This window comes from Streptomyces sp. NPDC052910, from assembly GCF_055585605.1.
The window spans coordinates 499,750-521,047 of sequence record NZ_JBVJJR010000001.1 but is presented as its reverse complement, the minus strand read 5'-3'; the positions used below and the strand labels follow the sequence as shown (position 1 = coordinate 521,047).

General features: G+C 72.8%; 17 protein-coding genes and 3 pseudogenes. 8 read left to right on the top strand and 12 right to left on the bottom strand.

Going from position 1 to position 21,298, the window contains the following annotated elements:
• Positions 1–181 precede the first annotated feature (181 nt).
• The 3 genes from ACZ6X9_RS02220 to ACZ6X9_RS02210 form a co-directional block, all read right to left on the bottom strand.
• Positions 182–1,267: a sensor histidine kinase gene (locus tag ACZ6X9_RS02220; protein ID WP_469776009.1), complete on the bottom strand. Its 1,086-nt coding sequence runs from the start codon at positions 1,265–1,267 to the stop codon at positions 182–184.
• 152 nt (positions 1,268–1,419) lie between these two features.
• Positions 1,420–2,157, bottom strand: coding sequence for a response regulator transcription factor (locus ACZ6X9_RS02215; protein ID WP_004937733.1), 738 nt, complete (start codon positions 2,155–2,157; stop codon positions 1,420–1,422).
• Between the two features lie 90 nt (positions 2,158–2,247).
• Positions 2,248–3,060 (bottom strand): spermidine synthase family protein, encoded by an 813-nt coding sequence (locus ACZ6X9_RS02210; RefSeq protein WP_469776008.1) that lies wholly within the window; start codon positions 3,058–3,060, stop codon positions 2,248–2,250.
• A 212-nt stretch (positions 3,061–3,272) separates the two neighbouring features.
• Here ACZ6X9_RS02210 and ACZ6X9_RS02205 point away from each other — a divergent pair.
• Positions 3,273–3,908 (top strand): annotated as a pseudogene (locus ACZ6X9_RS02205) (rhomboid-like protein); the annotation flags it as partial.
• Between the two features lie 654 nt (positions 3,909–4,562).
• Here the strand turns inward: ACZ6X9_RS02205 and ACZ6X9_RS02200 are convergent.
• On the bottom strand, positions 4,563–5,162 hold the full coding sequence (locus tag ACZ6X9_RS02200; RefSeq protein ID WP_469776623.1) for a maleylpyruvate isomerase N-terminal domain-containing protein: 600 nt from the start codon (positions 5,160–5,162) through the stop codon (positions 4,563–4,565).
• 11 nt (positions 5,163–5,173) lie between these two features.
• On the bottom strand, positions 5,174–6,049 hold the full coding sequence (locus ACZ6X9_RS02195; protein ID WP_469776007.1) for an NAD(P)-dependent oxidoreductase: 876 nt from the start codon (positions 6,047–6,049) through the stop codon (positions 5,174–5,176).
• A 159-nt stretch (positions 6,050–6,208) separates the two neighbouring features.
• Here ACZ6X9_RS02195 and ACZ6X9_RS02190 point away from each other — a divergent pair, with 159 nt between their 5' ends.
• Positions 6,209–7,234, top strand: coding sequence for a helix-turn-helix domain-containing protein (locus tag ACZ6X9_RS02190; RefSeq protein ID WP_469776622.1), 1,026 nt, complete (start codon positions 6,209–6,211; stop codon positions 7,232–7,234).
• Positions 7,235–7,491: 257 nt separating this feature from the next.
• On the opposite strand, the gene ACZ6X9_RS02185 is transcribed toward ACZ6X9_RS02190, so the two are convergent.
• Together ACZ6X9_RS02185 and ACZ6X9_RS02180 are read right to left on the bottom strand one after the other, a co-directional pair.
• Positions 7,492–7,995, bottom strand: coding sequence for a YfbM family protein (locus tag ACZ6X9_RS02185; protein ID WP_469776006.1), 504 nt, complete (start codon positions 7,993–7,995; stop codon positions 7,492–7,494).
• Between the two features lie 61 nt (positions 7,996–8,056).
• Positions 8,057–8,767, bottom strand: coding sequence for an SDR family oxidoreductase (locus ACZ6X9_RS02180; protein WP_469776005.1), 711 nt, complete (start codon positions 8,765–8,767; stop codon positions 8,057–8,059).
• A 278-nt stretch (positions 8,768–9,045) separates the two neighbouring features.
• On the opposite strand from ACZ6X9_RS02180, the gene lon reads away from it, so the two are divergent.
• Entirely contained in the window at positions 9,046–11,478 is a 2,433-nt protein-coding gene (gene lon / locus ACZ6X9_RS02175; RefSeq protein WP_469776004.1) for an endopeptidase La, read from the top strand.
• Positions 11,479–11,814: 336 nt separating this feature from the next.
• Positions 11,815–12,558: a Uma2 family endonuclease gene (locus ACZ6X9_RS02170; protein WP_469776003.1), complete on the top strand. Its 744-nt coding sequence runs from the start codon at positions 11,815–11,817 to the stop codon at positions 12,556–12,558.
• Positions 12,559–12,830: 272 nt separating this feature from the next.
• Here the strand turns inward: ACZ6X9_RS02170 and ACZ6X9_RS02165 are convergent.
• The 3 genes and pseudogenes from ACZ6X9_RS02165 to ACZ6X9_RS02155 all read right to left on the bottom strand — a co-directional run.
• Positions 12,831–13,097: pseudogene (locus ACZ6X9_RS02165) on the bottom strand (class I SAM-dependent methyltransferase); the annotation flags it as partial.
• 27 nt (positions 13,098–13,124) lie between these two features.
• Complete coding sequence (locus tag ACZ6X9_RS02160) at positions 13,125–13,265, bottom strand: hypothetical protein (RefSeq protein ID WP_469776002.1); 141 nt, start codon at positions 13,263–13,265, stop codon at positions 13,125–13,127.
• A gap of 275 nt (positions 13,266–13,540) precedes the next feature.
• Entirely contained in the window at positions 13,541–13,987 is a 447-nt protein-coding gene (locus ACZ6X9_RS02155; protein ID WP_469776001.1) for an anthrone oxygenase family protein, read from the bottom strand.
• 89 nt (positions 13,988–14,076) lie between these two features.
• Here ACZ6X9_RS02155 and ACZ6X9_RS02150 point away from each other — a divergent pair, with 89 nt between their 5' ends.
• The gene (locus ACZ6X9_RS02150) at positions 14,077–14,655 is read left to right on the top strand and encodes a TetR/AcrR family transcriptional regulator (RefSeq protein ID WP_469776000.1); all 579 of its coding nucleotides are present in this window, start codon (positions 14,077–14,079) and stop codon (positions 14,653–14,655) included.
• 168 nt (positions 14,656–14,823) lie between these two features.
• Here ACZ6X9_RS02150 and ACZ6X9_RS02145 read toward each other — a convergent pair whose 3' ends face one another.
• Positions 14,824–15,504: a CatB-related O-acetyltransferase gene (locus ACZ6X9_RS02145; protein ID WP_469775999.1), complete on the bottom strand. Its 681-nt coding sequence runs from the start codon at positions 15,502–15,504 to the stop codon at positions 14,824–14,826.
• A 523-nt stretch (positions 15,505–16,027) separates the two neighbouring features.
• Here ACZ6X9_RS02145 and ACZ6X9_RS02140 point away from each other — a divergent pair.
• On the top strand, positions 16,028–16,480 hold the full coding sequence (locus ACZ6X9_RS02140) for a lamin tail domain-containing protein (protein WP_469775998.1): 453 nt from the start codon (positions 16,028–16,030) through the stop codon (positions 16,478–16,480).
• Positions 16,481–16,554: 74 nt separating this feature from the next.
• Here ACZ6X9_RS02140 and ACZ6X9_RS02135 read toward each other — a convergent pair whose 3' ends face one another.
• Positions 16,555–17,208, bottom strand: a complete 654-nt coding sequence (locus ACZ6X9_RS02135; RefSeq protein WP_469775997.1) for a LysE family translocator — start codon at positions 17,206–17,208, stop codon at positions 16,555–16,557.
• Between the two features lie 524 nt (positions 17,209–17,732).
• On the opposite strand from ACZ6X9_RS02135, the pseudogene ACZ6X9_RS02130 reads away from it, so the two are divergent.
• A pseudogene (locus tag ACZ6X9_RS02130) lies at positions 17,733–17,903 on the top strand (imine reductase family protein); the annotation flags it as partial.
• Between the two features lie 311 nt (positions 17,904–18,214).
• A complete protein-coding gene (locus ACZ6X9_RS02125; RefSeq protein ID WP_469776621.1) occupies positions 18,215–21,109 on the top strand; it encodes a M4 family metallopeptidase in 2,895 nt (964 codons plus the stop codon).
• The last annotated feature ends 189 nt before the right edge of the window (positions 21,110–21,298 follow it).

The window sequence follows — 21,298 nt, the reverse complement described above, 5'->3', positions numbered from 1 at the left end:
ACCGGGGCCAGTCGTCGCGCAAGTCACACTCGGTCCCGTGTTTCAGGGCATGACTTGGCGGGAAACACCCGAGGTTCCGCGCCCCCCGGGTGCTTCCGGGTCCTCCGCGGGTACGCGGAATGGTGCCCCACATCCGGATGAACGTGTGCTTCCGCCTTCGACCCTACGTCAACTCGGATCATCAAGCTCGTCCTGGAAGAGTGACCCGGATCCGGCAGCCCCGAGGGGATTCGGCCACCCCGATGCTGCCGCCGTGCAGGTCGACCGCCCAGCGGGCGATGGCGAGGCCCAGCCCGGTCCCCCCGTCGCTGCCCGGTCCGTGCTGTCCGGAGCCGCCCCGGTTGAACCGCTCGAAGACCCGGTGCCGCTCGGCGGGCGGGATGCCGGGACCCTCGTCCAGCACCTCCAGGGCCAGCGACTGCGGCCCCTCGCCGCGCCGCGCCCGGACCGTCACCCGGCCGTGCGGCGGGCTGTGCCGGACGGCGTTCTCCACCAGGTTGGCGACCACCTGGTGCAGCCGCTCCGCGTCCGCGTACGCCGTGAGGTCCGGCGGCGAGACGTCCAGGTGGAGGTGGACGTCCTTGCGGGCGGCCCGCGGCGCGGCACCGGTGCCGCAGGCGATGCTGGTCTCCTTCAGCACCTGCGCCAGGTACGGCCAGACCTCGAAGCCGCGGGCGTGCAGCGGCACCACCCCGTTGTCCAGCCGGGACAGGTCGAGTAACTGCTCCACCAGCCGCCCCAGCCGTTCCGTCTGCTGGAGGGCGGCCCGCATGGTCTCCGGATCGGCCGCCGAGACCCCGTCCACCACGTTCTCCAACACCGCCCGCAGCCCCGCGATCGGGGTGCGCAGCTCGTGCGAGACGTTGGCGACCAGCTCCTTGCGGTGGGTGTCCACCGCCTCCAGGTCGGCCGCCATCCGGTTGAAGGCGTGCGCCAGGTCGCCGAACTCGTCCCGCCGGCCGTCCCGCACCCGCCGGGTGTAGTCACCCTGTGCCATCGCCCGGGTGACATCGGTCATCTCGTCCAGTGGCGCGGTCAGGCCGTGCGCCACGAACTGGGTGATCAGCAGCGAGGCGATGATCGAGAAGACCGTGATCACCCGCAGCCCGGTCGCCGACCGGAAGGCGACGAACACCAGGAACGTGGTGATCGCCACCGACCCGACGACCAGCCAGCCCAGCGCGGCCTTCACCGACCGGTACGGGTCCAGCGGGCGCAGCGCCTCCCAGGCGCGGCTCAGCAGGCCCGGCCGAGGACAGCCGGTCATCTCGCGTCCGCGCCCCTCGTGCTCACACGCTCCCCGCTGCCGCCGGTCGCGCCCCTCGTGCTCCTGCGCTCCCCGCTGCCGCCGGTCGCGCCCCTCGTTCTGCCGGTCACGCCCCGTGTTCCCCCGTTCCCCCGGTCACGCCGTCCCCCCGGTCATGCCGCCGGCGTCTCCAGCGCGTACCCGACCCCGTGCACCGTCCGGATCCGCTCCGCGCCGATCTTGCGCCGCAGCGCCTTGATGTGGCTGTCGACGGTCCGGGTGCCGGAGGCGTCCGCCCAGTCCCACACCTCGGCCAGCAACTGCTCCCGGGAGAGCACGGCGCGCGGGGTGTTCGCCAGGCAGACCAGCAGGTCGAACTCGGTCGGCGTCAGGTGGACGTCCGCGCCGCGCACCCGCACCCGCCGCTGCGCGTGGTCGATCTCCAGCTCGCCCAGCCGCAGGATCCCGCTGCGCGGGGTGTGCGCGGCCAGCGTCGCCCGCTCCACCCGGCGCAGCAGCACGTGCACCCGCGCGGCGAGCTCCCGCATGGAGAACGGCTTGGTCATGTAGTCGTCCGCGCCGACGCCCAGGCCGACCAGCATGTCGGTCTCGTCGTCGCGCGCGGTGAGCATCAGCACCGGCACCGGCCGGCGGGCCTGCACCCGCCGGCACACCTCCAGGCCGTCGTACCCCGGCAGCATCACGTCCAGGACCAGCAGGTCCGGCTGCCACGCCTCGGTGGTGTCGACGGCCGCGGGTCCGTCGCCCGCGATCCGCACCTGGAAACCCTCGGCCCGCAGCCGCGCCGCGATGGCGTCGGCGATGGTCCGGTCGTCCTCGACGATCAGTACCCGCCGCTGCGCCCCGGCGGAGGCTGCGGCGCCGCTCGGGCCCGTGTGTGTCTGCTCCATGTGCCCCGCCCCTAGCCGTCGTCCCCAGCGTCTTCCCGTGCCGGTCCTCCCACTGTGGCAAGCAGGGTACGGGCAGGTGGCGGGGGACGGCTACGCGGCGAGGACGGCGAGGTGGACGACGTCGGGGACGCCTCGGGCAACGATGATCTCTTCGGTGGTTACCCCGGCGAACCCGGCATTCCGGAGGGCTTCCTCGAACGCGGCGGACGGCTGTGCGGACCACACCGCGAGCACCCCGCCGGGGCGCAGTCGGGCCCGGCAGGCGGCGAGGCCGGTGGGGGAGTAGAGGCTCTTGTTGTCGTCCGTGACGGTCCAGTCGGGGCCGTTGTCGATGTCGAGGCAGATCGCGTCGTAGTCGGGGGCGTGCGGCGGCCGGCCGCCCGGGAGGCCGTCCGCCCCCAGATGCCCCAGGAGGTCCGCCTCGACGATCCGTACGCGCGGGTCGGCCAGTGCCGCGCCGGACACGGCGGACAGCGGGCCCGCGCGGTGCCAGTCGATCACCGCGCGTTCCCGCTCCACGACCGTGATCCGCCCCCAGCGCGGCTCCGCCGCCGCGTGCGCCAGCGAGAAGCCCACGCCCAGCCCGCCGATCAGCACCGCGGGCTCCGGCCGTCCGGCCGGCAGCGCCCTCAGCGCGGCGTCCACCAGCAGCCGCTCGGAGCGGCCGTCCGAGGTGTCCATCAGGAAGCAGCCGTTCGCGATGATCTCGTAGACCGGCGGGGCCCCCTCCGCCGGGCCCCGCCGCCGCAGGGCGATCTCGCCGTACGGACCGTCGCGGCGGTCGAGGGTGGTCACCGGGGTCGGAGTGGCTGCGGTCGGAATCGTCGGAGTGGCCGGAGTCGTCGGAGTGATCGGAGTCGTCAGAGTGGTCGCGGGATCGTTCGGGGCATACGGGACGGGCACGGGAAACCTCCGGAGACCGTTGATGTTCGACGGACGCATCCGAAGGTTAAGAGGTTGACGGGCGTGGGCCGGTTCACGGCCCGAAGACGGGTCCGCCGGACGCGGAGGCCCGTACTGTTCCTACAGCGGCCCGCCGCCGGGCGGGCCGTCCGGAGCGTCCCGGGAAGGCCCGGGCTTCGCCCGGGAACGACCACGGAAGGGAGCCCGGCCGAGTGACCGCCGCTGATCCCGCCGAGGCGGGCGCCCCCGCGCCGGCCGACGGCACCGCCACCGGACGGTTCCGCGCGCGCCCGCGCCGAGCCCGGCTCGACGGCCTGCGGCAGTTGGTCCCCACCCCCCGGGCCACGCCCTTCACCTTCTGCTACGGCCTCGTCCTGCTCGGCACCGCGGTCTACGCCGAGCTCGGCGACGAGAGCACCGTCAACCAACTGCTCCGCGACTCCAGCACCGACGCGGCCCACCTCGCCGACCGGCCGCTGGTCGTCCTGTTCGCCAGCGCCCTGTGGGTCGCCGGCGGGCTCTGGTCCTTCTTCGGCTGGGCGTTCGCGCCGGTGCTCGGCGCCCTGGAACGGCGCGTCGGCGGGCTGCGCGCGGCCGGTGTCTTCCTGCTCGGCCATGTGCTGGCCACCCTGGCCACCGAGCTGCCGGTGGCCGGCGCGGTCGCCGCCGGCCGGCTGCCGGACGACTCGCTGCACCGGCTCGACTACGGCATCAGCTTCGGCCTGATGGCCTGCCTCGGCGCGCTGGCGAGCCTCCAGCGGCCCCCCTGGAAGTGGGGCCTGCTGGGCGCGGCCTCCCTGATGTGCGCCCAGGACCTGGTCGAGCTCGCCGATCCGCTGGCCAGTTGGGGGCACCCCATCGCCCTGCTGGCGGGTGTCGCCTGCGAGGTGCTGCTGCGCGGTGACGTGCGGACGGCGGCGCCGGCCGCGCGGACTCCCCTCCGGCCCGCGCCGGCCGTCGCCGTGGCCGGCGCCCTGGGCGTCACGGACGCCCCGGAGGCCGTGAGCGAACCGGGTGCTCTGGGGGATGCGAGTGCCGCGGAGACTCTGGGTGCCGCGAGTGCCGCGAGTGCCTCGGGTGCTCCGGACGTCCCGGGTGCTGCGGGTGCTTCGGGTTCTACGGATATCCCGGACGTCGCGAATGCCACGGACGTCCCGGAGGCACCGGGTACCCGGGGTGTGCCGGGTACCTCGGGTGCCACGGACGCCCCGGATGTGTCCGTTGCCTCGGGGAACCTGACTGCCGAGGATGTCCCCGGTGCCGCGGACGTCCCGGGTGCCGCGGATTTCCTTGATGACGTGCGCGTCGCGGCCGATCCGCGGCTCTCGGCGGATGCGGGCGTCCGGGGCGATGTCCGTCTCCCGGCGGATACGGGCGTCCAAAGCGGTACCCGACTCCCGACGCGTGCGGGAGCCCAGATCAATACCCGCCCCCCGGCGGATACGGGCGCCCGGGCCGACACCCGCCCCCCGGCGGACGTGGGCGCCCCGGCCCGGACCGGCTCAGCGGACGGTGCCGTCCCACCGCCACTCGGCGAGATGCCGCTCCCCGGGCCGCGCGATCCGGCCGGTGGCCCGGAGCAGGGCCCGGCCGGGCTCGCCGTCGTCCGGGACGCCGGGGAACAGCCGGGCGAGGGCGGGACCGGCGAACTCGTCGGGCGGGGTCCAGTCGACGCCCAGGCCGGCGGCGATGTCGTGGGTGTGGACGACGGTCTCGACCGCGCCCATGGCGGCGAAGCCGGGCCCGTCGGAGTGGCCCCAGGGGTGCCAGGCCCGGTCCTCGGGCGCGGCGGCCCGGACGGCGGCGGCGAGGAACGACGCCGCGACGCGGATGCCCTCCAGCCGGGCTGAGACCGGGGCCTGTGGGTCGAGCGAGGCGAACAGGGTGATGTAGCGGTCCCGCGGCCTGGCGGTGAGCAGCCCCGCGTAGCCGGTGATCCCCAAGGCGAGGTGGTCCAGTGTCGTGTGGCAGGACCACTCCAGCCGCCCGGCCGGCCGCGACCAGTCCGCGTCCCGGGCCAGGCCGTCCAGAAAGGCGGTGGCCCGCTCGGCGACGCCGGTCACCAGGGAGGCCCAGTCGAGGGCGGTGACGGTGCTCGTCATCGTCGCAGTGCTCACGCGCGTCCCTCCGCCCGGACGAACTCCACCAGCCGGCCCCAACTGTCGCCGCCGTGTCCGGCGTCGATGCCCCGCGCGACCAGGTTCCGGAAGAGCTCCGGCAGGCCGGAGACCACCCCGCGCGCCTCACTCGCGTGTACGAGGTGGCCGATGGCGGCCAGGTGCACGTCGAGGGTGGCGTCGTCGCCCGGGTAGTCGCGGGCGTCGGCCTGCGGGGCGTAGGTGCTCATGAACACCTCGATGGCCCGCATCCAGCGGTTGGCGACCGCGGTGAAGGCCGCGGCCTTGCCCTCGCCGTCCGTCCCGACGAGCGCCACGCCGTGCGCCCAGCCGGCGAGCGCGGACCACATCAGGCCGAGCAGCGCGGTGTCGTAGAGGGAGGCCAGGGTGACGTCGGCGCCCAGGTCCACCGGGTCGCCGAGCGCGGCGAGCGTCGCGCGGTGCTCGGCGAGGGCCTCCGGGGAGCCGCTGTAGAGGAACATGAAGTCGGGGTTGCCGACGCCGGGCGGCGTCGTCATGATCGCGCCGTCGAGGTAGCGGAAGCCGTGCTGTTCGGCCCGGCGGGCGGCCTCGGCGGCCTGCTCCGGGGAACCGGAGGTGAGGTTGACGACGGTCCGGCCGGCCAGGTCGCCGGCCAGCGGGTCCAGGACTTCGTGGACGGTGTCGTAGGTGGCGAGGCAGACGACCACCAGCGGGCTCGCCGCGACGGCCGCGGCGGCGTCCGGCGCCTCGATGGCACCCTTCTCCACCAGGGCGGCGGCCTTGCCCGCCGTGCGGTTCCAGACGGTCGTGCGGTGGCCGGCCGCCAGGAACGCACCGGCCAGCGCGGTGCCCATCGAGCCCAGGCCGAGGACGGTCACCTTCGTGCTCATGGAAAAGTCACCCGTTTCATGGGGAATTACTGGGACTTGAGAGGACGTGCTCTCGGGTGACCCCTACGTTTCCAGCGTGGGCGCGCCCCCGACAGTGGCAGGGCTGACCGCCTCCGCAAAATTCCTGCCACTAGGCTTCCCGGCATGAGCGCTGGTTCCGTGGCCGTGGCGGTGATCGACGACGACGTCCCCTACTGGGACCTGTACGAACTGGGGGTGGTCTGCACCGTCTTCGGGATCCCGCACCCCGATCTCGCCGACCCCTGGTACGACTTGCGGCTGTGTGCCGCGGGCCCGTCCCCGGACCAGCCGCCGCCCGGCCCGCTCGGCTTCACCCTCCGGACGCCCTACGGGCCGGAGGGGCTGGACGGCGCCGACACCGTGATCATTCCGTCCGTCCCCGAGGCGTGTGTGGACGGGGAGCGCGAACTGCCGGACGAGCTCCTGCGCGCGCTGCGACGCGCCGCCGACCGGGGCGCGCGGATGGTCTCCCTGTGCGCCGGAGCCTTCGCCCTGGCCGCCGCGGGAATCCTCGACGGCCGCCGGGCGACCGCCCACTGGATGCACACCGAGGCCCTGGCCCGCCGCCATCCCGAGGTGACGGTGGACGACTCGGTGCTCTATGTGGACGACGGCGACGTCCTCACCAGCGCCGGCGTCACGGCCGGTCTCGACCTCTGCCTCCACCTCGTCCGCCGCGACCTGGGCGCCCACGTCGCCAACCAGCTCGCCCGGCGGCTCGTCGTCCCCGCGCACCGGCCCGGCGGGCAGGCCCAGTTCGTCCAGGTGGCCGTCCCCGAGACCGGTGACGACGGCCTGGCGCCCGTCCTGCAGTGGGCGACCGAGCGCCTCGACGAGCCGCTCACCGTCGACGACTTGGCCGCCCGCGCGGGCATGAGCCCCCGCACCTTCTTCCGCCGCCTCCAGGCCGCCACCGGCACCACCCCCCTCCAGTGGCTCCTCTCCCAGCGGTTGGCCCGCGCCCAGTCGCTCCTGGAGGCCACCGCGCTCCCGGTGGAACGGGTGGGCCAACTGAGCGGCCTGGGTACGGCCGCCAACCTGCGCCGCCACTTCACGCTGCACTTCGGCGTCACTCCGACGGACTACCGCCGGGCCTTCCCCGGGCACGGCGGGCGGCCCGCCAGGCCGCGCCGGACGTCAGGGCCGGCTGCCGTGCGGGCGTAGTGTCTGACGGACGGACGGACGGACGGACGGACGGGCCCGGCCGGTGGCCCGAACCGGACGCACCCGCAACCCGGTTGACGGGGCCGGGCTGACGGATCAGGGGTCGGCGAACGGGCCCGAGACCGGCGCCGGCGGATCCGGCGGCCGGCCGACCGACCGGGCCGCCGGCGCGGTCCAGCCACTCCAGCCACTGCCGGATCCCACCGCAAGTGGTTCCACCGCAAGTGGATCCAGTCATCGGCAAATGGGTTCAACCGCTAATGGATCCACAGAAACATGCCGTCCCCCTCCCGGGCCGCGGCCCCGAAGAACGGCACCAGCCGCTCGTACTCGGCGGTGATGTACCGCAGCGACTCACCGCGCTCCCACACCAACGTCGGGTAGATCTCCTCCCGGGCCAGGTCGGCCGGACCGACTCCCTCCAGGAGCCGGTCCGAGGGTATCCGGGCCAGCGCGGCGGCGGCCTCCGCCACCCGGGCGGGGGACAGGTGGCGCGGCGGCCCGCACCCCCAGTCGCCCGCGCCGGGGACCGGCTCCTCGCCGAAGACGACGTCCACCGGGAAGTCGACGCGGTCCAGCAGGAAGGCCAGCCCGTGCCACATCTTGTCCGTGTCGAGGGCCCGGGCCGCCGCGGGCTCCGGCTGCTCCACGGGTTCGGCGTCGAGGCAGCCGTAGGCGTGGTTCACGGCCCAGCGCGGGTCGGCGAGGGCGCGGGCGTAGTCGGCGGGTGCGAGACGCAGGTACTGACCGGTCATTCCCATGTTCCAGAGCGTAGGGGCGACCACTGACAACGGGCTCCGGCCTGCGCGTCCGCCCGCGCTCCTACCAGGCCAGAGGCCGGCCTTCCCGGAAGAAGCCGCCGGTGGGACCGGAATCGGGCAGGGTGGCGGCCCAGACGACACTGGCGGCGCCCCGCTCGACGGGACCTCCGCCCGGGCCGCCCATGTCGGTGGCGATCCAGCCCGGACAGACGGCGTTGACCAAAATCCGTTCGGCGCCCAGTTCGTCGGCGAGCTTGCGGGTGAGGGCGTTGAGGGCCGCCTTCGAGACTCCGTAGGCCGGGGTTCCCCCGGACATGCGCTCCAGGGACCCGGCCTCGCTGGAGACGTTCACCAGGCGGGGGTGGGGCGAACGGCGCAGCAGCGGCAGGAACGCCTGCGTGGTGCGCCAGGGGCCGAAGAGGTTGGTCTCCAGGGTGTGCCGGACGTCGTCGAGGTCGGCGGAGACGGCGCGCCGGCCGATGTCGTAGTCGATGGCGGCGTTGTTGACGAGGACGTCGAGGCGCCCGAACTCTTCCTCCACCCGGCCGGCGAGGGCACGGACGCCGTCGGCGTCGGTCACGTCCAGCCGGCAGGGCAGCAGCCTGCCGGAGACCCCGGGGGCCAGATCGGCGACGGCCTGCTCGGCCTTCTCCGGGCGGCGGGCGCACAGCAGGACGGTGTGGCCCAGCGCCGCGAGCTGACGTGCCGTCTCCCGGCCGATTCCCCGGTTGGCGCCGGTGACCAGCGATACCGGTGCGGCGGCGGTGTTCATGTTCTCTCCCCTGTGCGGACGGTCCATGACCCGGACGGAACGCTATGCCGTCATCCCGCGCCCGCGGATCAGGCCCGCGGCGCAGCAGGGCTGCGTCCTCGGACGTAGTCCTCGCGAACCGTCGCGGTGTCCTCGTGACCCCACGGCCGGTGGAGGTGACCGGCCCGCCGCCGCGCGCGAGTCGGCTGATCGCTCACAGCGAACAAGAAGCGGGGAACATCCCTGAGCTCAGAAGCATTGAGTCAGCAGAGCTCAACTTGCCTGCCGAAGGGGAGATCATGGCTGCTGAGGCCGTTGACAGCAATGCGTCACTGACCCTGCCCGTGCTGCCGCTCGACGACGAGGTCGTCCTGCCGGGGATGGTCGTTCCGCTGGATCTGACCGACTCCGAGGTGCGCGCGGCCGTCGAGGCGGCGCAAGCCGCGGCGCAGGGTGGGGCGCGAGGCGGCGGGAAGCCGCGCGTGCTGCTCGTCCCGCGCGTCGACGGCACCTATGCGGGCATCGGCACCCTGGGCACGGTGGAGCAGGTCGGCCGGCTCTCCGACGGGGATCCGGGCGCCCTCATCCGCGGTGTCCGCCGAGTGCGGATCGGGGCCGGGACCACCGGGCCGGGTGCCGCGCTCTGGGTGGAGGGCACGGCCGTCGAGGAGGTCACCCCCGATCCGCTGCCGGGCGCCGTCACCGAGCTGATGAAGGAGTACAAGGCGCTCGCCACCAGTTGGCTCCGCAAGCGCGGCGCATGGCAGGTGGTGGACCGCGTCCAGCAGATCGACGACCCCGCCCAGCTCGCCGACAACTCCGGCTACTCGCCCTTCCTCACCGTCGCCCAGCGCGTCGAGCTGCTGGAGACCGCCGACCCGGTCGCGCGGCTGAGGCTCGCCGTGAAGCAGCTCGGTGACCACCTCGCCGAGCAGGACGTCGCCGAGTCCATCGCCAAGGACGTCCAGGAGGGCGTCGACAAGCAGCAGCGCGAGTTCCTGCTCCGCCGCCAGTTGGAGGCCGTCCGCAAGGAGCTGGCCGAGCTCAACGGGGAGCCGGGCGGCGAGTCCGACGACTACCGGTCCCGGGTGGAGGCCGCCGACCTGCCGGAGAAGGTACGGGAGGTGGCCCTGAAGGAGGTCGACAAGCTGGAGCGGGCCTCCGACCAGAGCCCCGAGAGCGGCTGGATCCGCACCTGGCTCGACACCGTCCTGGAGATGCCGTGGAACCGGCGCACCGAGGACTCGTACGACATCCCGGGCGCCCGGGCCGTGCTCGACGCGGACCACGCGGGCCTGGACGACGTCAAGGAGCGGATCACCGAGTACCTGGCCGTGCGCAAGCGGCGCGCCGACCGGGGGCTGGGCGTGATCGGGGGACGGCGCGGGGGCGCGGTGCTCGCGCTCGTCGGGCCGCCCGGCGTCGGGAAGACGTCGCTCGGCGAGAGTGTCGCCAAGGCCATGGGGCGGGAGTTCGTCCGGGTGGCGCTCGGCGGTGTCCGGGACGAGGCGGAGATCCGCGGCCACCGGCGTACGTACGTCGGCGCGCTCCCCGGCCGTATCGTGCGCGCCGTCAAGGAGGCCGGTTCGATGAACCCGGTCGTCCTCCTCGACGAGATCGACAAGGTCGGCTCCGACTTCCGCGGCGACCCCGCCGCGGCGCTCCTGGAGGTCCTCGACCCCGCGCAGAACCACACCTTCCGCGACCACTACCTGGAGGTCGAACTCGACCTCTCCGACGTGGTCTTCCTCGCCACCGCCAACGTCCTGGAAGCCATCCCGCAGCCCCTGCTCGACCGGATGGAGCTCGTCCGCCTCGACGGCTACACCGAGGACGAAAAGGTCGTCATCGCCCGCGACCACCTGCTGCCCCGGCAACGGGAGCGGGCGGGCCTGGAGCCCGGCGAGGTCACGGTGGACGACGCGGCGCTGCGCCGGCTCGCCGGCGAGTACACCCGCGAGGCGGGCGTCCGCACCCTGGAGCGGTACCTGGCCCGGCTGCTCCGCAAGGTCGCGGCGAAGCACGAACTCGGGGAGCGGGAACTGCCCTTCGCGATCGGCGCGGACGAACTCCGCCCGCTGATCGGCCGGCCGCACCACACGCCCGAGTCCGCTCAGGACCCGGCCGAGCGGCGCACCTCCGTCCCGGGCGTGGCCACCGGTCTGGCCGTCACCGGCGCGGGCGGCGACGTCCTCTTCGTCGAGGCGTCCCTCGCCGACCCGGAGACGGGCGCCGCCGGGCTGACCCTCACCGGCCAGCTCGGCGACGTGATGAAGGAGTCCGCGCGGATCGCCCTCTCCTTCCTCCGCTCGCACGGCGCGGAACTGGAGCTTCCGGTCGGTGACCTCAAGGAACGCGGCGTCCACCTGCACGTCCCGGCGGGCGCCGTCCCCAAGGACGGGCCGAGCGCCGGCATCACGATGACGACGGCCCTGGCGTCCCTGCTCTCCGGCCGCCGGGTCCGCCCGGACGTCGCGATGACCGGCGAGGTCTCGCTGACCGGGCGCGTCCTGCCGATCGGCGGCGTCAAGCAGAAGCTGCTGGCCGCACACCGGGCGGGCGTCACCACCGTCGTCATCCCCAAGCGCAACGAGCCCGACCTGGACGACGTCCCCGCCGAGGTCCTGGAGAAGCTGGACGTCCACGCGGTGTCGGACGTCCGGCAGGTGCTGGAGTTGGCCCTGGAACCGGCGGACACGGCGGTCGAGACGAAGGTGCCGCTGGCCGCGTAGGCGGCGCTCACTGCCTTTTCCGACGGGCCGTCGGATCGCGGGAACGCCGCGCTCCGGCGGTCCGTTGCCGAATAGGTGACGAACTTCGACGCCCGCCTCACCCGTTCCGCCCACGGGATGAGCCAGGACGGCCGTCACCCGCGGGGCATGGCTCCCCCTCGGTCCCGCCGGTGGAGGACGGTAACGGTCGAACGACGACGTAGACCGGCGTGCGGGAGCCCACCGGACCCGACGACCGAGCGCCGTGGTTTTCGCAGGCAGGGCGTATCTGCGTGGCGTGCGTACCGTTGTATTGCGCGGCTGCCCGCACTGCGCGGCGGCAGGGAGGAGCGCACGGTGACCATCGAGCTGACCGACAGGATCGAGCTGATCGAGATGGCCGATAGCGACGAGCTGAGTCTGGACGCGATGTTCGACTGGCTGAAGCGGATGCCCGTCCCCGAGGGCTACAAGGTGGAGATCGTCGAGGGGGCCATCTACAGGTCGCCGCAACGGGACAATCACTGGGACATCATCGCCACTATCTACGACCAGCTCAGGGCCGAGTTTCCGCGGCGGCAGATCAAATCGGACGTCCGCATCGACTTCCCCGGCCACCTGAACGGCTTCGCCGCCGACGTCGTACTCCTGAAGGAAGGCGCGGAGAAGAACGCCCAGGGGCGTTGGACGTACCAGGATGTCGCCTTCGTCACCGAAGTGATCTCCAAGGACACCGCGCGCAACGACTACGGGCCCAAGAAGGACGCCTACGCGGCGGCCGGAGTCCCGGTGCTCCTGATCGTCGACCCGTACACAGGGCTGTGTCACATCTACAGGGACCCGAAGGACGGAGCGTACCGCCTGGAGCCCGCCGTGAAGTTCGGCGACCGGATCGACCTCACGGAAACGGTGTCGGACTCGCCGTGGAAACCGCGGAGTTCGCGCACGAGTGAACGCGGCGACCCGCTTCCTCAGGACCGCGTGCGCGCCAGGCACAGCCCCGTCCTCGTCGTCAGGCGGACGTGGCCGCCGTGCGCGTCGACGATCCGTGCGACCTCGGCGAGCAGGCTGCGGCGGGTGGCCTCCGGCTGGGCGCGGTAGAAGGAGAGGGAAGTCAGCAGGGCAGTGAAGCCGGTGGTGGAACGCTCGTGTGCCGTGGTGTAGGAGCGGTGGACGGGATCTGAGAAGCCGGCGTGCGCGCGGAGCTCCGCGGTGATCCAGGACTCCTCGCCCCGGTCCGACTCGCGCGGCCGCTCGTCGAGGATCGAGTGCGGGGGACGTTCGGGCAGTAACCGGTCATGATGGGCCGCGAGTTCGTGCCGCAGGTTCTCGTCGGGGATGTACCAGTCGTTCCGGAAGAGGGCGAGCGAGCCGCCGGGGCGGAGTGCGGACCGGGCCCGTGACCAACGGACCTCCGGGTCCACCCAGTGCCACGCCTGGGCCGAGAACAGGAGCCCGAAACGGCGGCCGGCCAGGTCCCAGGTCTCGAAGTCGCCGACGTGCACGCTGACATCGGGGCGGCCCGCGCAGTGCCGCGCCAGGACGGTGGCCATGCGCGGGTCCGGCTCGACCGCCGTCACCGGCACGCCGAGCGCGGCGAACGCCAAGGTCGCCTTCCCGGTACCCGCGCCGACCTCCAGCGCCTCGACGGCACCCTCCGTACCGCGTCACGCGAACGCCAGGACATCGGAGAACAGCCGGCTTGGATACCCGGGCCGGGCGGCGTCGTACTCCTCGGCGGCCTCACCGAAGACGGCCCGCCGCGCGCGGTCCGGCTCGCCCGGGCGGTCTTCACCGCTGTGCGTCATGGCGGCACTGTACGACGCCGGTGCCGGCGACCGCGTCGGCGCGGTCGCCGGCTTTCGGGAATTGAGGACACGGGGGCTTTGGTCACGCTGTCCGGCCCAGGGGACGTTCGTCACCGTGCCGGTGGAGTGGCCGTCACCCGTCGGCGGGTGGGGGAGTGCGGCTCGCCGCCCCCGGCGTCAGTGGTTCAGGCCGGGGGCGGCGAGGCGTGTGAGGGGCAAGTGGTGCAAGGTGGCGTGGGGATGGTGTGCCACCGGCGCGGTGTCGGTCCGTGGGCTCAGGCGAGGGCGGTGACCAGCAGGGCGAAGGCGGCGACGATGACGGCGACGCGGACGTAGTGGTAGCGGTCCCACCGGTTCATCTGCTCCTTCCAGTCCTCGGGCCGGTTCTCGGGGGTCCACGTCTTGCCCCGGTTGTTGATCGGGACGAGCAGCAGGATCGACATGACCACGCTGAACATCAGCAATGCGCCGGCGACGACGGCCAAGCCGGTTCCAGGGTGGTGCCATCCGGCGATGGCCCAGACCGCGACGAGGGCGAGCGAGGTGACGTACCAGACCGGCATCACGGCACCGAGCATCCGGCCCCCGTGGGCGCGGCCGAGCTGGCCACTGTCGCCGGGGAGTGCGTCGAGGATCGGGTTGATGACGAAGGCGACCGAACATTCCACCCCCACCATCACGCCCACGACCACGGTGGTGAAGACCTCGAGTGCGGTGAGCATGATGACTCCTCCGAATCTAGCGCTGCTAGCTTGTGAGGCAATGCTAGGTGTGTCGATGCTCGATTGTCTAGCGGTGCTAGAATTTCGCCATGTCGGTACAGGAACGCAAGCAGCGTGAACGGGCGGAGCGCGAGCGCCTCATCGTGGCGACAGCCCGCGAACTCGCCGAACAGCAGGGCTGGGACGCGGTCACCACCCGCCGGCTCGCCGAACGCATCGAATACAGCCAGCCGGTCCTCTACAGCCACTTCCGCGGTAAACGCGAGATCATCGGCGCCGTCGCCCTGGAAGGCGCCACCGAGTTGGCCACGGCGCTGCGGGCCGCGACCTCCGCCGCGGACGGCCCCCGTACCCGGGTGACCGCCCTCGCCCGTACCTACCTCGACTTCGCCGCGCGCAACCCGGCGGTCTACGACGCGCTGTTCCAGCTCGAGGGCGGCCTGGCCTTCGCGCACGAGGACACCCCGCGTCCTCTCAAGGACGCCTTCGCCGCCCTGTCGGAATGTCTCGGCGAGGTCGCCGGGGACGGCGTCCATCCGGGGGTGTTCACCGAGGTGTTCTGGGCGGCCCTGCACGGACTGGCCACCCTGACCCGGGCGCGACGGCTCCCGCCGGAGTATGCCGAGCGCAGGGTGGAGTTGCTGGTGGGCCGGCTGGCCGTGGTGTGACGGGCCCTCCCGGCGGGCGCGCGGCCTAGGCCCGCCGGTTCCGCCCGCGGCGTAGGGCGCGGTGACTCGCGCTCACGCGGCGCAGCCACGGAACGCCGGACCTTTTACCCCCTGCGGGTGCCCGTCCCGGAAGCGACGGCGCTCATTGATCAACGCTCGTAATGATGCTCATCGATCATCGCTCGACGCGAGCCTGCCGCGGTTCGGCGCCGCGGTCTCCAAGTCGGTTACCGTGCCGGACATGATGGTCCTGATGTGCCGGGTGATGTGCTCCACCGGCCAGTCCCACCAGGCGATGTCCAGCAGCCGGGCGATGTCCTCGGGTGCGTACCGGTACCTGATCACCTTGGCCGGGTTGCCGCCGACGATCGCGTAGTCCGGCACGTCGTCCACGACGACCGAGCCGGACGCGATGATCGCCCCGTGGCCGATCCGGACGCCGGGCATCACCAGCGAGCGGTAGCCGAACCACACGTCGTGGCCGACCACGGTGTCGCCCCGGCCGGGCAGGCCGGTGATCAGGTCGAAGTGGTCGGCCCAGGAGCCGCCCATGATGGGGAAGGGGAACGTCGAGGGGCCGTCCATCCGGTGGTTGGCCCCGTTCATCACGAACCGCGTGCCTTCGCCCAGGGCACAGAACCGGCCGATGACCAGCTTCTCGGGGCCGTAGTGATACAGCACGTTCCGGGTCTCGAAGGCCGTCGGATCGTCCGGGTCGTCGTAGTACGAGAACTCGCCGACCTCGATCAACGGCGAGGTGACCAGCGGCTTCAGCAGCACCACCCGGGTCTGGCCGGGCATCGGGTGGAGCACGGTGGGGTCGGCGGGAACAGCGGGTACGGGGGACATCGCGGGGCATTCCTCTCACGCGCGGTGGGCTGGTCTGCCCATGGTCGCAAGGGTGGGGCGGGCGGGGGCTGGGGTGCGGGCGGGGATTCGGGCCGTGGCGCAGGCGGTGTGTGCCGCGACGCAAGCGGTGCGTGTCGTGGCGCAGGCGGTGGGTGTCACGGCGCAGGCGGTGTGTGCTGTGGGCCGCGGCGCCCATCGCGTCGTCGTGGGTGAACTCTCGTTCCACGCCCGGGAACCGGTGGAGGAGTGCGGCGGGCCGTGCGGGAGTCGTACGGGCGGGGGCGGTTGGTGATGCGGACTGTCCAAGGGGCGTTCGCGACCGGTTGGAGGAGGTGGGTCTCCGCGGGGCGGCCGTTGTCCGTGGGGTGTGACGGAGTCGTGAGAGCTGTGTCACAGCGGACTCGATCCCTTTCACGGAACGGTTGCCTCCGCGCGAGAGTGGGCGGGCCCGGCAGTCGCCGGGCGTTCAACCGTGGTCGCGGCGGCCCCCGGCGGGCCGTCGTACCGGAAAGCAGAGGTTCCCTTGTCGCGATCCATAGCCCGCCTGGTCACCGCCGCCGCCTGTGGTGCGGCGCTGGCGTCCGTCGTCGCGCCCGCGGCGGTGGCGGCGGAGCAGAGCGCGGCCGCGCGTCCGGCCGTCGTGTTCGGCAAGATCCAGTACGACAGCCCGGGGCGCGACGACCGCTCCAACCGGAGCCTGAACGCCGAGTGGGTCACCGTCACCAACCCCGGCAAGAAGGCCGTGGACCTCAGCCGCTGGACGCTCACCGACAACGAGCGCCACACCTACCGCTTCGGCAAGCTGCGCCTCGCCGCTCACGCCTCCGTGCGCGTGCACACCGGCAGCGGCCGTGACACCGCCGCCGACGTGTACCAGAACCGGCGTGCCTACGTCTGGAACAACGACCGGGACAAGGCCACCCTGCGAGACGCCGGTGGGCGCACCGTCGCCACCGCCTCCTGGGGCCGTCGCTGATCCGCGCGCTGTCGTGAGGACCGCCGCCGGCTCCGGGGTACGGGGTCGGCGGCGGTCCTGCGACAACACCCGGATCAGCCCTCGACGGCCATCCGCACGCCGAGCGCCACCAGCACTCCACCCGACGCCAGTTCCAGCCGCCTGCGCACCCGTTCCCGCGCGACGACCGCCCGCATCCGGTCGACGAACCACACGTACAGCCCGTAGTACCCGACCTCGAACACCGCCCAGATCGCGGCCAGCACCACCATCGCCGGCAGGTGCGGCACCCCGTCGGGTACGAACTGCGGCAGGAACGACATCGCGAACACCGCGGCCTTCGGGTTCGCCAGGTTGCTCAGCAGGCCCATCCGGTACGAGGACCAGCCGGAACGTTCCTGCTCCGGGCCCGGTGCGCCCGCCCCCTCGTCCGCCCCCGCCCCCGCCCCCGCCGCCTTCGCGGCTCCGCGACGCACCTCCAGCAGCGTCCTCACCCCGAACGTCACCAGCACCACGGCCCCGACGATCCGCATCACGTCGTACGCCACCTCGGACGCCGCCAGCAGTGCCGTCAGGCCGAACGCGGCGGCCAGGCCCCAGACGAAGACGCCGGTCTCGTTCCCGAGCACCGTCAGGAAACCCGCCCGTCTGCTCTGCAGCGACTTGCGGATGATCAGCATCGTGCCGGGGCCGGGGGAGGCCGCGATCAGTGTGCACGCCCCGAGAAAGGCGAGAAGGGTGGTGAGCATGGGGTTATCGTGCGACAAGGGGTTGGGTGGACGCCAGGGAGTAACTCCGGCGCCGGTCGTATCGCCAACGGCCTTACCGCCAAAGGTCGTGTCACCAGCGGTCGCACCACCTGAGGTTGTGTCATTAGCGGACATGTCACCACCGTTCGCGCCACAGCCGGTTGCGACACCACGGCCGCGTCGCACAGGGGGAGGTGGCGGCACGGGGGGGGTGCCGCCGCCTCGAGAAACCCGCCTAGTCGGCCCGGCTGTTCGTGTCGACGTCCGGGCGCAGGGGTGACCTGCCGGACCCGCCCCCGCAGCCGGTCACCGACAGCGCCAACGCCGCTGCCAGGAGTCCCACACGTGTATGCCGTCGCCACCGGGCGATGGCGTGCGTGGGGGCCGCAGGGGTTGGGGGTGGCGAAGTAGACCAGGAGATGCCGGCTGCGTCCCTGGGCGCAGGGAATGGTGTCGCTGCTGGGGCAGGTGGTGCCGTTGTACGCGGAGCGGGCGGACGCTGACAGTCATCCGGGGGTGTTTCGAACGTCGCCTCCGTCGCGGCCGGCATCGAGGACATCGTTCAGGCCGCGGCCGCGCGCGGGCCGGACGCCGGTGTTCTGGACGCGGCGCTCGTCGTCGCCCGCCGGGCGATCGACGAGGGGCACGGCCGGGACGACTTCTCGCGCCTCGTGGACACCGTGCGCGTGGTGTGAACGGGCGTCGGGTGTGCGCGTTGTGCTCAGGAAGGAGTGGTTCCGGCGGGGAAAGGCGGCGGAGTTGGCGGCTCCACTGCCGGAACCAGTAGTTCCGCCCTCGTCCCGGCCCCCTCGGTCCCCGTCCGCGGACCGGCTGAAAAGTGCCCGCGGAATACCCCTCCCCATTGTCCGGCCGACCGGCTGCCGCTTGCATGGCCCTGCCCTGAAGCAGTTCGACCGTCCGGCACGGACGTCCGGCGCGTACCGAAGGGGAGACCTTGCGCAGTCCCGGAGCACGTTCAGGCAGAGCCAGCAGAGCCAGCAGAGCGATAAGAGCGACAGCGGGCAGAGCACAGAGCGGCATATCGGGTGCGGCGGCGCTGATCGGCGCCGCCGCACTCGTCGTTTCGGCGGTCCCGGCGCACGCGGATCCGGGGAAGCCGGCCGACGGCCCCGGTCAGGTGATCCCGGCGGGCAAGACCGCGACGCCGGCCCTGGTGCGCGGCATCCGGGAGCCGGTGAAGGCCACCGGCAGCCCCGCCGACGCGGCCCGCGGCCACCTCGCGGAGAAGAAGAGCCGCTACCGCATCGCCGACCCCGGCCGTGACCTGCGGCCGGTGCAGACCCTGAGCGCGGGGGCGGCCGAGACGGTACGGCTCCAGCAGCGGTACCGGGGCGTGGAGGTCCTCGGCGGCCAGTACGTCGTGCGGATGGAGCACAAGGACGGCAAACGTGTCGTCACCGGCACCTCCGGGAAGTACTTCACCGGGCTGAAGACCGGTACGACGCCCGACGTCGACGAGGAACTGGCCGTCGAGCGGGCCGTCGGCGCCACCGAGGAGCGGCTCGCCGCGCAGCGGGCGGCCGGGCCGCGCGAGAACGCGGACGACCGCGAGACGGCGCCGCCGCTCACCGGCACGGCCCGCGGCCTGGTCGTCCTGCCCAAGGGCGAGGGCGTCCTCACCCAGCACGTCACCGTGCGCGGCGCCGACCCGGCCACCGGCCGGCCGGTGCTGCAGGAGGTGTACGTCGACGCGCGGTCCGGCTACCCGGTCCTCCAGTACAGCGCCATCAAGACGTTCGGACCGCCCGGCGCCGGCACGGGCAGGACGGCCGCCGCGGGCAAGAGGGCCGACGCGCTCAAGAGGTTCGGCGCGGACAAGGAGAAGGCCGCGAACGGCTCCCGCACCGCCGTGCGGCGGAGCGCGGCGGCGGCCGACGAGCCGCAGGACGGCGTCGCCGGCACCGGCGTCCGGCTCGACGGGAAGTCCGTCGCCCTCCAGTTGTCCAAGGACGCGAGACGCGACGAGTACGTCATGCGCGACGTCTCCCGGATGCGCGACAGCACCAAGCAGGAGCTGTCCACCTGGGACGCCCGCGGCAAGTCCGTGGAGGAGACGTCCGGCACCTGGCCCGAGGGCGTCAAGGAGTTCGGCTCGGCCGGGCCGGCGTTCGGCAAGGACGCCACCGAGTCGGGCGCGGTCGACGCGCACTGGGCCGCAGGCCAGGTCTACGACTACTACCGGTCCGTGCACGGCCGGAACAGCCTCAACGGCCGCGGCGGGGCCGTGAAATCCCTGGTGGGGGTGAGCTACTGGGGCATGCCGTACGTCAACGCCTTCTGGGACGGCACCAAGATGGTGTACGGCAACGGCGACGCCGAGTACCTGCCGCTCTCCGCCGGTCTGGACGTCGTCGGCCACGAGATGACCCACGGCGTCGTGGAGAACACCGCGAACCTCGTCTACGCCGGCCAGTCCGGCGCCCTGAACGAGGCCATCGCCGACTACTTCGGCAACGCCATCGAGAACGACGCCCGCGGCACCGCCATGGACGACCCCGACTCGGGCCTGCTGGGCGAGTCGCTGTGCCGCACCAAGTCGCCGCGCGACTGCGCGTTCCGGGACCTGAACGACGGGAGGACCACCTCCAAGTCCTTCCTCGGCGTCGGCTTCGGCACCGACAACGGCGGCGTGCACCTCAACTCGACGATCTTCTCCGGCGCCCTGTGGGACATGCGCCAGGACCTGGACAAGTCACTCGCCGACAAGATCGTCTACAAGGCGGTCAACGAGTACATGACCCCGCTGGACGGCTTCACCGAGGGCCGCCAAGCCGTGCTCGCCGCGGCGAAGGACCTCAAGGTCACGGACGCCCAACTGCGGACGGTCGAGCGGTCGTTCAACGCCCACGGCATCGTCCCGGGCTGGGAGCTCGCCATGGGCGTGGACTCGGACCAACTGCTCGGCCGGGTCAACACCGACGGGTCGCTCGCGGGTGCCGGCGGCGGCTGGTGGGCCGCGTCCAAGTCCAACGACGACGGCACCGAGGCGTACTCCGTCTGGGCCGGACGCGTCGACGGCAGCGGGGCACCCAAGCTGATCAGCCCCAACGACGGCCGCTTCCACGTCAACCCGGTGACCGACGGGAAGACGGTGGTGTGGGAGGCGTACAAGGGCCGTTCCATCCAGCTCCTGGCCCGGCCGCTGGCCGGCGGACCGGTCAAGGTGCTCGCCTCCGACCGCTACCACTTCACCTCGCTCGCGGTCGAGGGCAAGACGGTGGCCTTCGAGATGCACGGCCGGCGCGGCTACACCGCGGCGGCGTACGTGCGGATCGGCCAGGACGACGCACCCGTCCGCATCCCGCCGACCGCGGGCAGCGGCCGCTTCAACAGCACCGGCGCGCCCTCGCTGCGCAACGGCCGGATCGCCTTCACCGACACGCACCGCGTCGACCAGGTCTACCGGAACGAGATCGGCGTCCTCGACGTCGCGAGCGGCGCGCGGACCCTGGTGCACCTGGAGGACGCGACCGCCATCGCCGGTCCGACGGCGATCAACGGCAAGCACGTCTTCTGGCTGAGCACGCCGGACTACCAGACCGGGCTGACCGCGGTGCGCCGCGCGGACCTGGACGGTCGGAACGTCACCGACATCAGCCCGGTGTCGGGCAAGGACGCGCTGCGCGGCGTGACGCTCACGGCCACCGACGAGGCGGTGACCGTCCTGGCGCAGACGCCGGACAAGGAGTACCGCAACGAGACGCTGTCCAAGCTGTGGCAGCTCACGCCGGACGGCGCCCGCAAGGGCCGGGTCTCCTGCAACCGCGGTGAGCAACTGGGCGGCGCGGCGGACACCGGCACCCGCGTGGTGTGGACCGACGCGACCACCGGTTACACCGACGTGGTGACCCGGCACCGCCCGGCCGGCAACTGCGGCTGACCGTTCCGCGGAGGCGGGCCGTACGGCGGAGGCCGGCTGTTCCACCGAGGCGGGCCGTACGACGGAGCCAGGCCGTTCCGCGGAGCCAGGCGTTCGCGGAGCCAGGCCGTTCCTCGCGGCCAGGCCGTTCCGTGGAGGCGGACCGCTCTTCGGAGCCGGCCGCTTCTCGTGGACCGGCCACTCCGCGGA

Coding starts and splice junctions, on each gene's coding strand:
- ACZ6X9_RS02220 (WP_469776009.1), bottom strand. CDS start 1,267: ATGACCGGCTGTCCTCGGCCGGGCCTGCTGAGCCGCGCCTGGGAGGCG.
- ACZ6X9_RS02215 (WP_004937733.1), bottom strand. CDS start 2,157: ATGGAGCAGACACACACGGGCCCGAGCGGCGCCGCAGCCTCCGCCGGG.
- ACZ6X9_RS02200 (WP_469776623.1), bottom strand. CDS start 5,162: ATGACGAGCACCGTCACCGCCCTCGACTGGGCCTCCCTGGTGACCGGC.
- ACZ6X9_RS02195 (WP_469776007.1), bottom strand. CDS start 6,049: ATGAGCACGAAGGTGACCGTCCTCGGCCTGGGCTCGATGGGCACCGCG.
- ACZ6X9_RS02185 (WP_469776006.1), bottom strand. CDS start 7,995: ATGGGAATGACCGGTCAGTACCTGCGTCTCGCACCCGCCGACTACGCC.
- ACZ6X9_RS02180 (WP_469776005.1), bottom strand. CDS start 8,767: ATGAACACCGCCGCCGCACCGGTATCGCTGGTCACCGGCGCCAACCGG.
- lon (WP_469776004.1), top strand. CDS start 9,046: ATGGCTGCTGAGGCCGTTGACAGCAATGCGTCACTGACCCTGCCCGTG.
- ACZ6X9_RS02160 (WP_469776002.1), bottom strand. CDS start 13,265: ATGACGCACAGCGGTGAAGACCGCCCGGGCGAGCCGGACCGCGCGCGG.
- ACZ6X9_RS02155 (WP_469776001.1), bottom strand. CDS start 13,987: ATGCTCACCGCACTCGAGGTCTTCACCACCGTGGTCGTGGGCGTGATG.
- ACZ6X9_RS02150 (WP_469776000.1), top strand. CDS start 14,077: ATGTCGGTACAGGAACGCAAGCAGCGTGAACGGGCGGAGCGCGAGCGC.
- ACZ6X9_RS02145 (WP_469775999.1), bottom strand. CDS start 15,504: ATGTCCCCCGTACCCGCTGTTCCCGCCGACCCCACCGTGCTCCACCCG.
- ACZ6X9_RS02135 (WP_469775997.1), bottom strand. CDS start 17,208: ATGCTCACCACCCTTCTCGCCTTTCTCGGGGCGTGCACACTGATCGCG.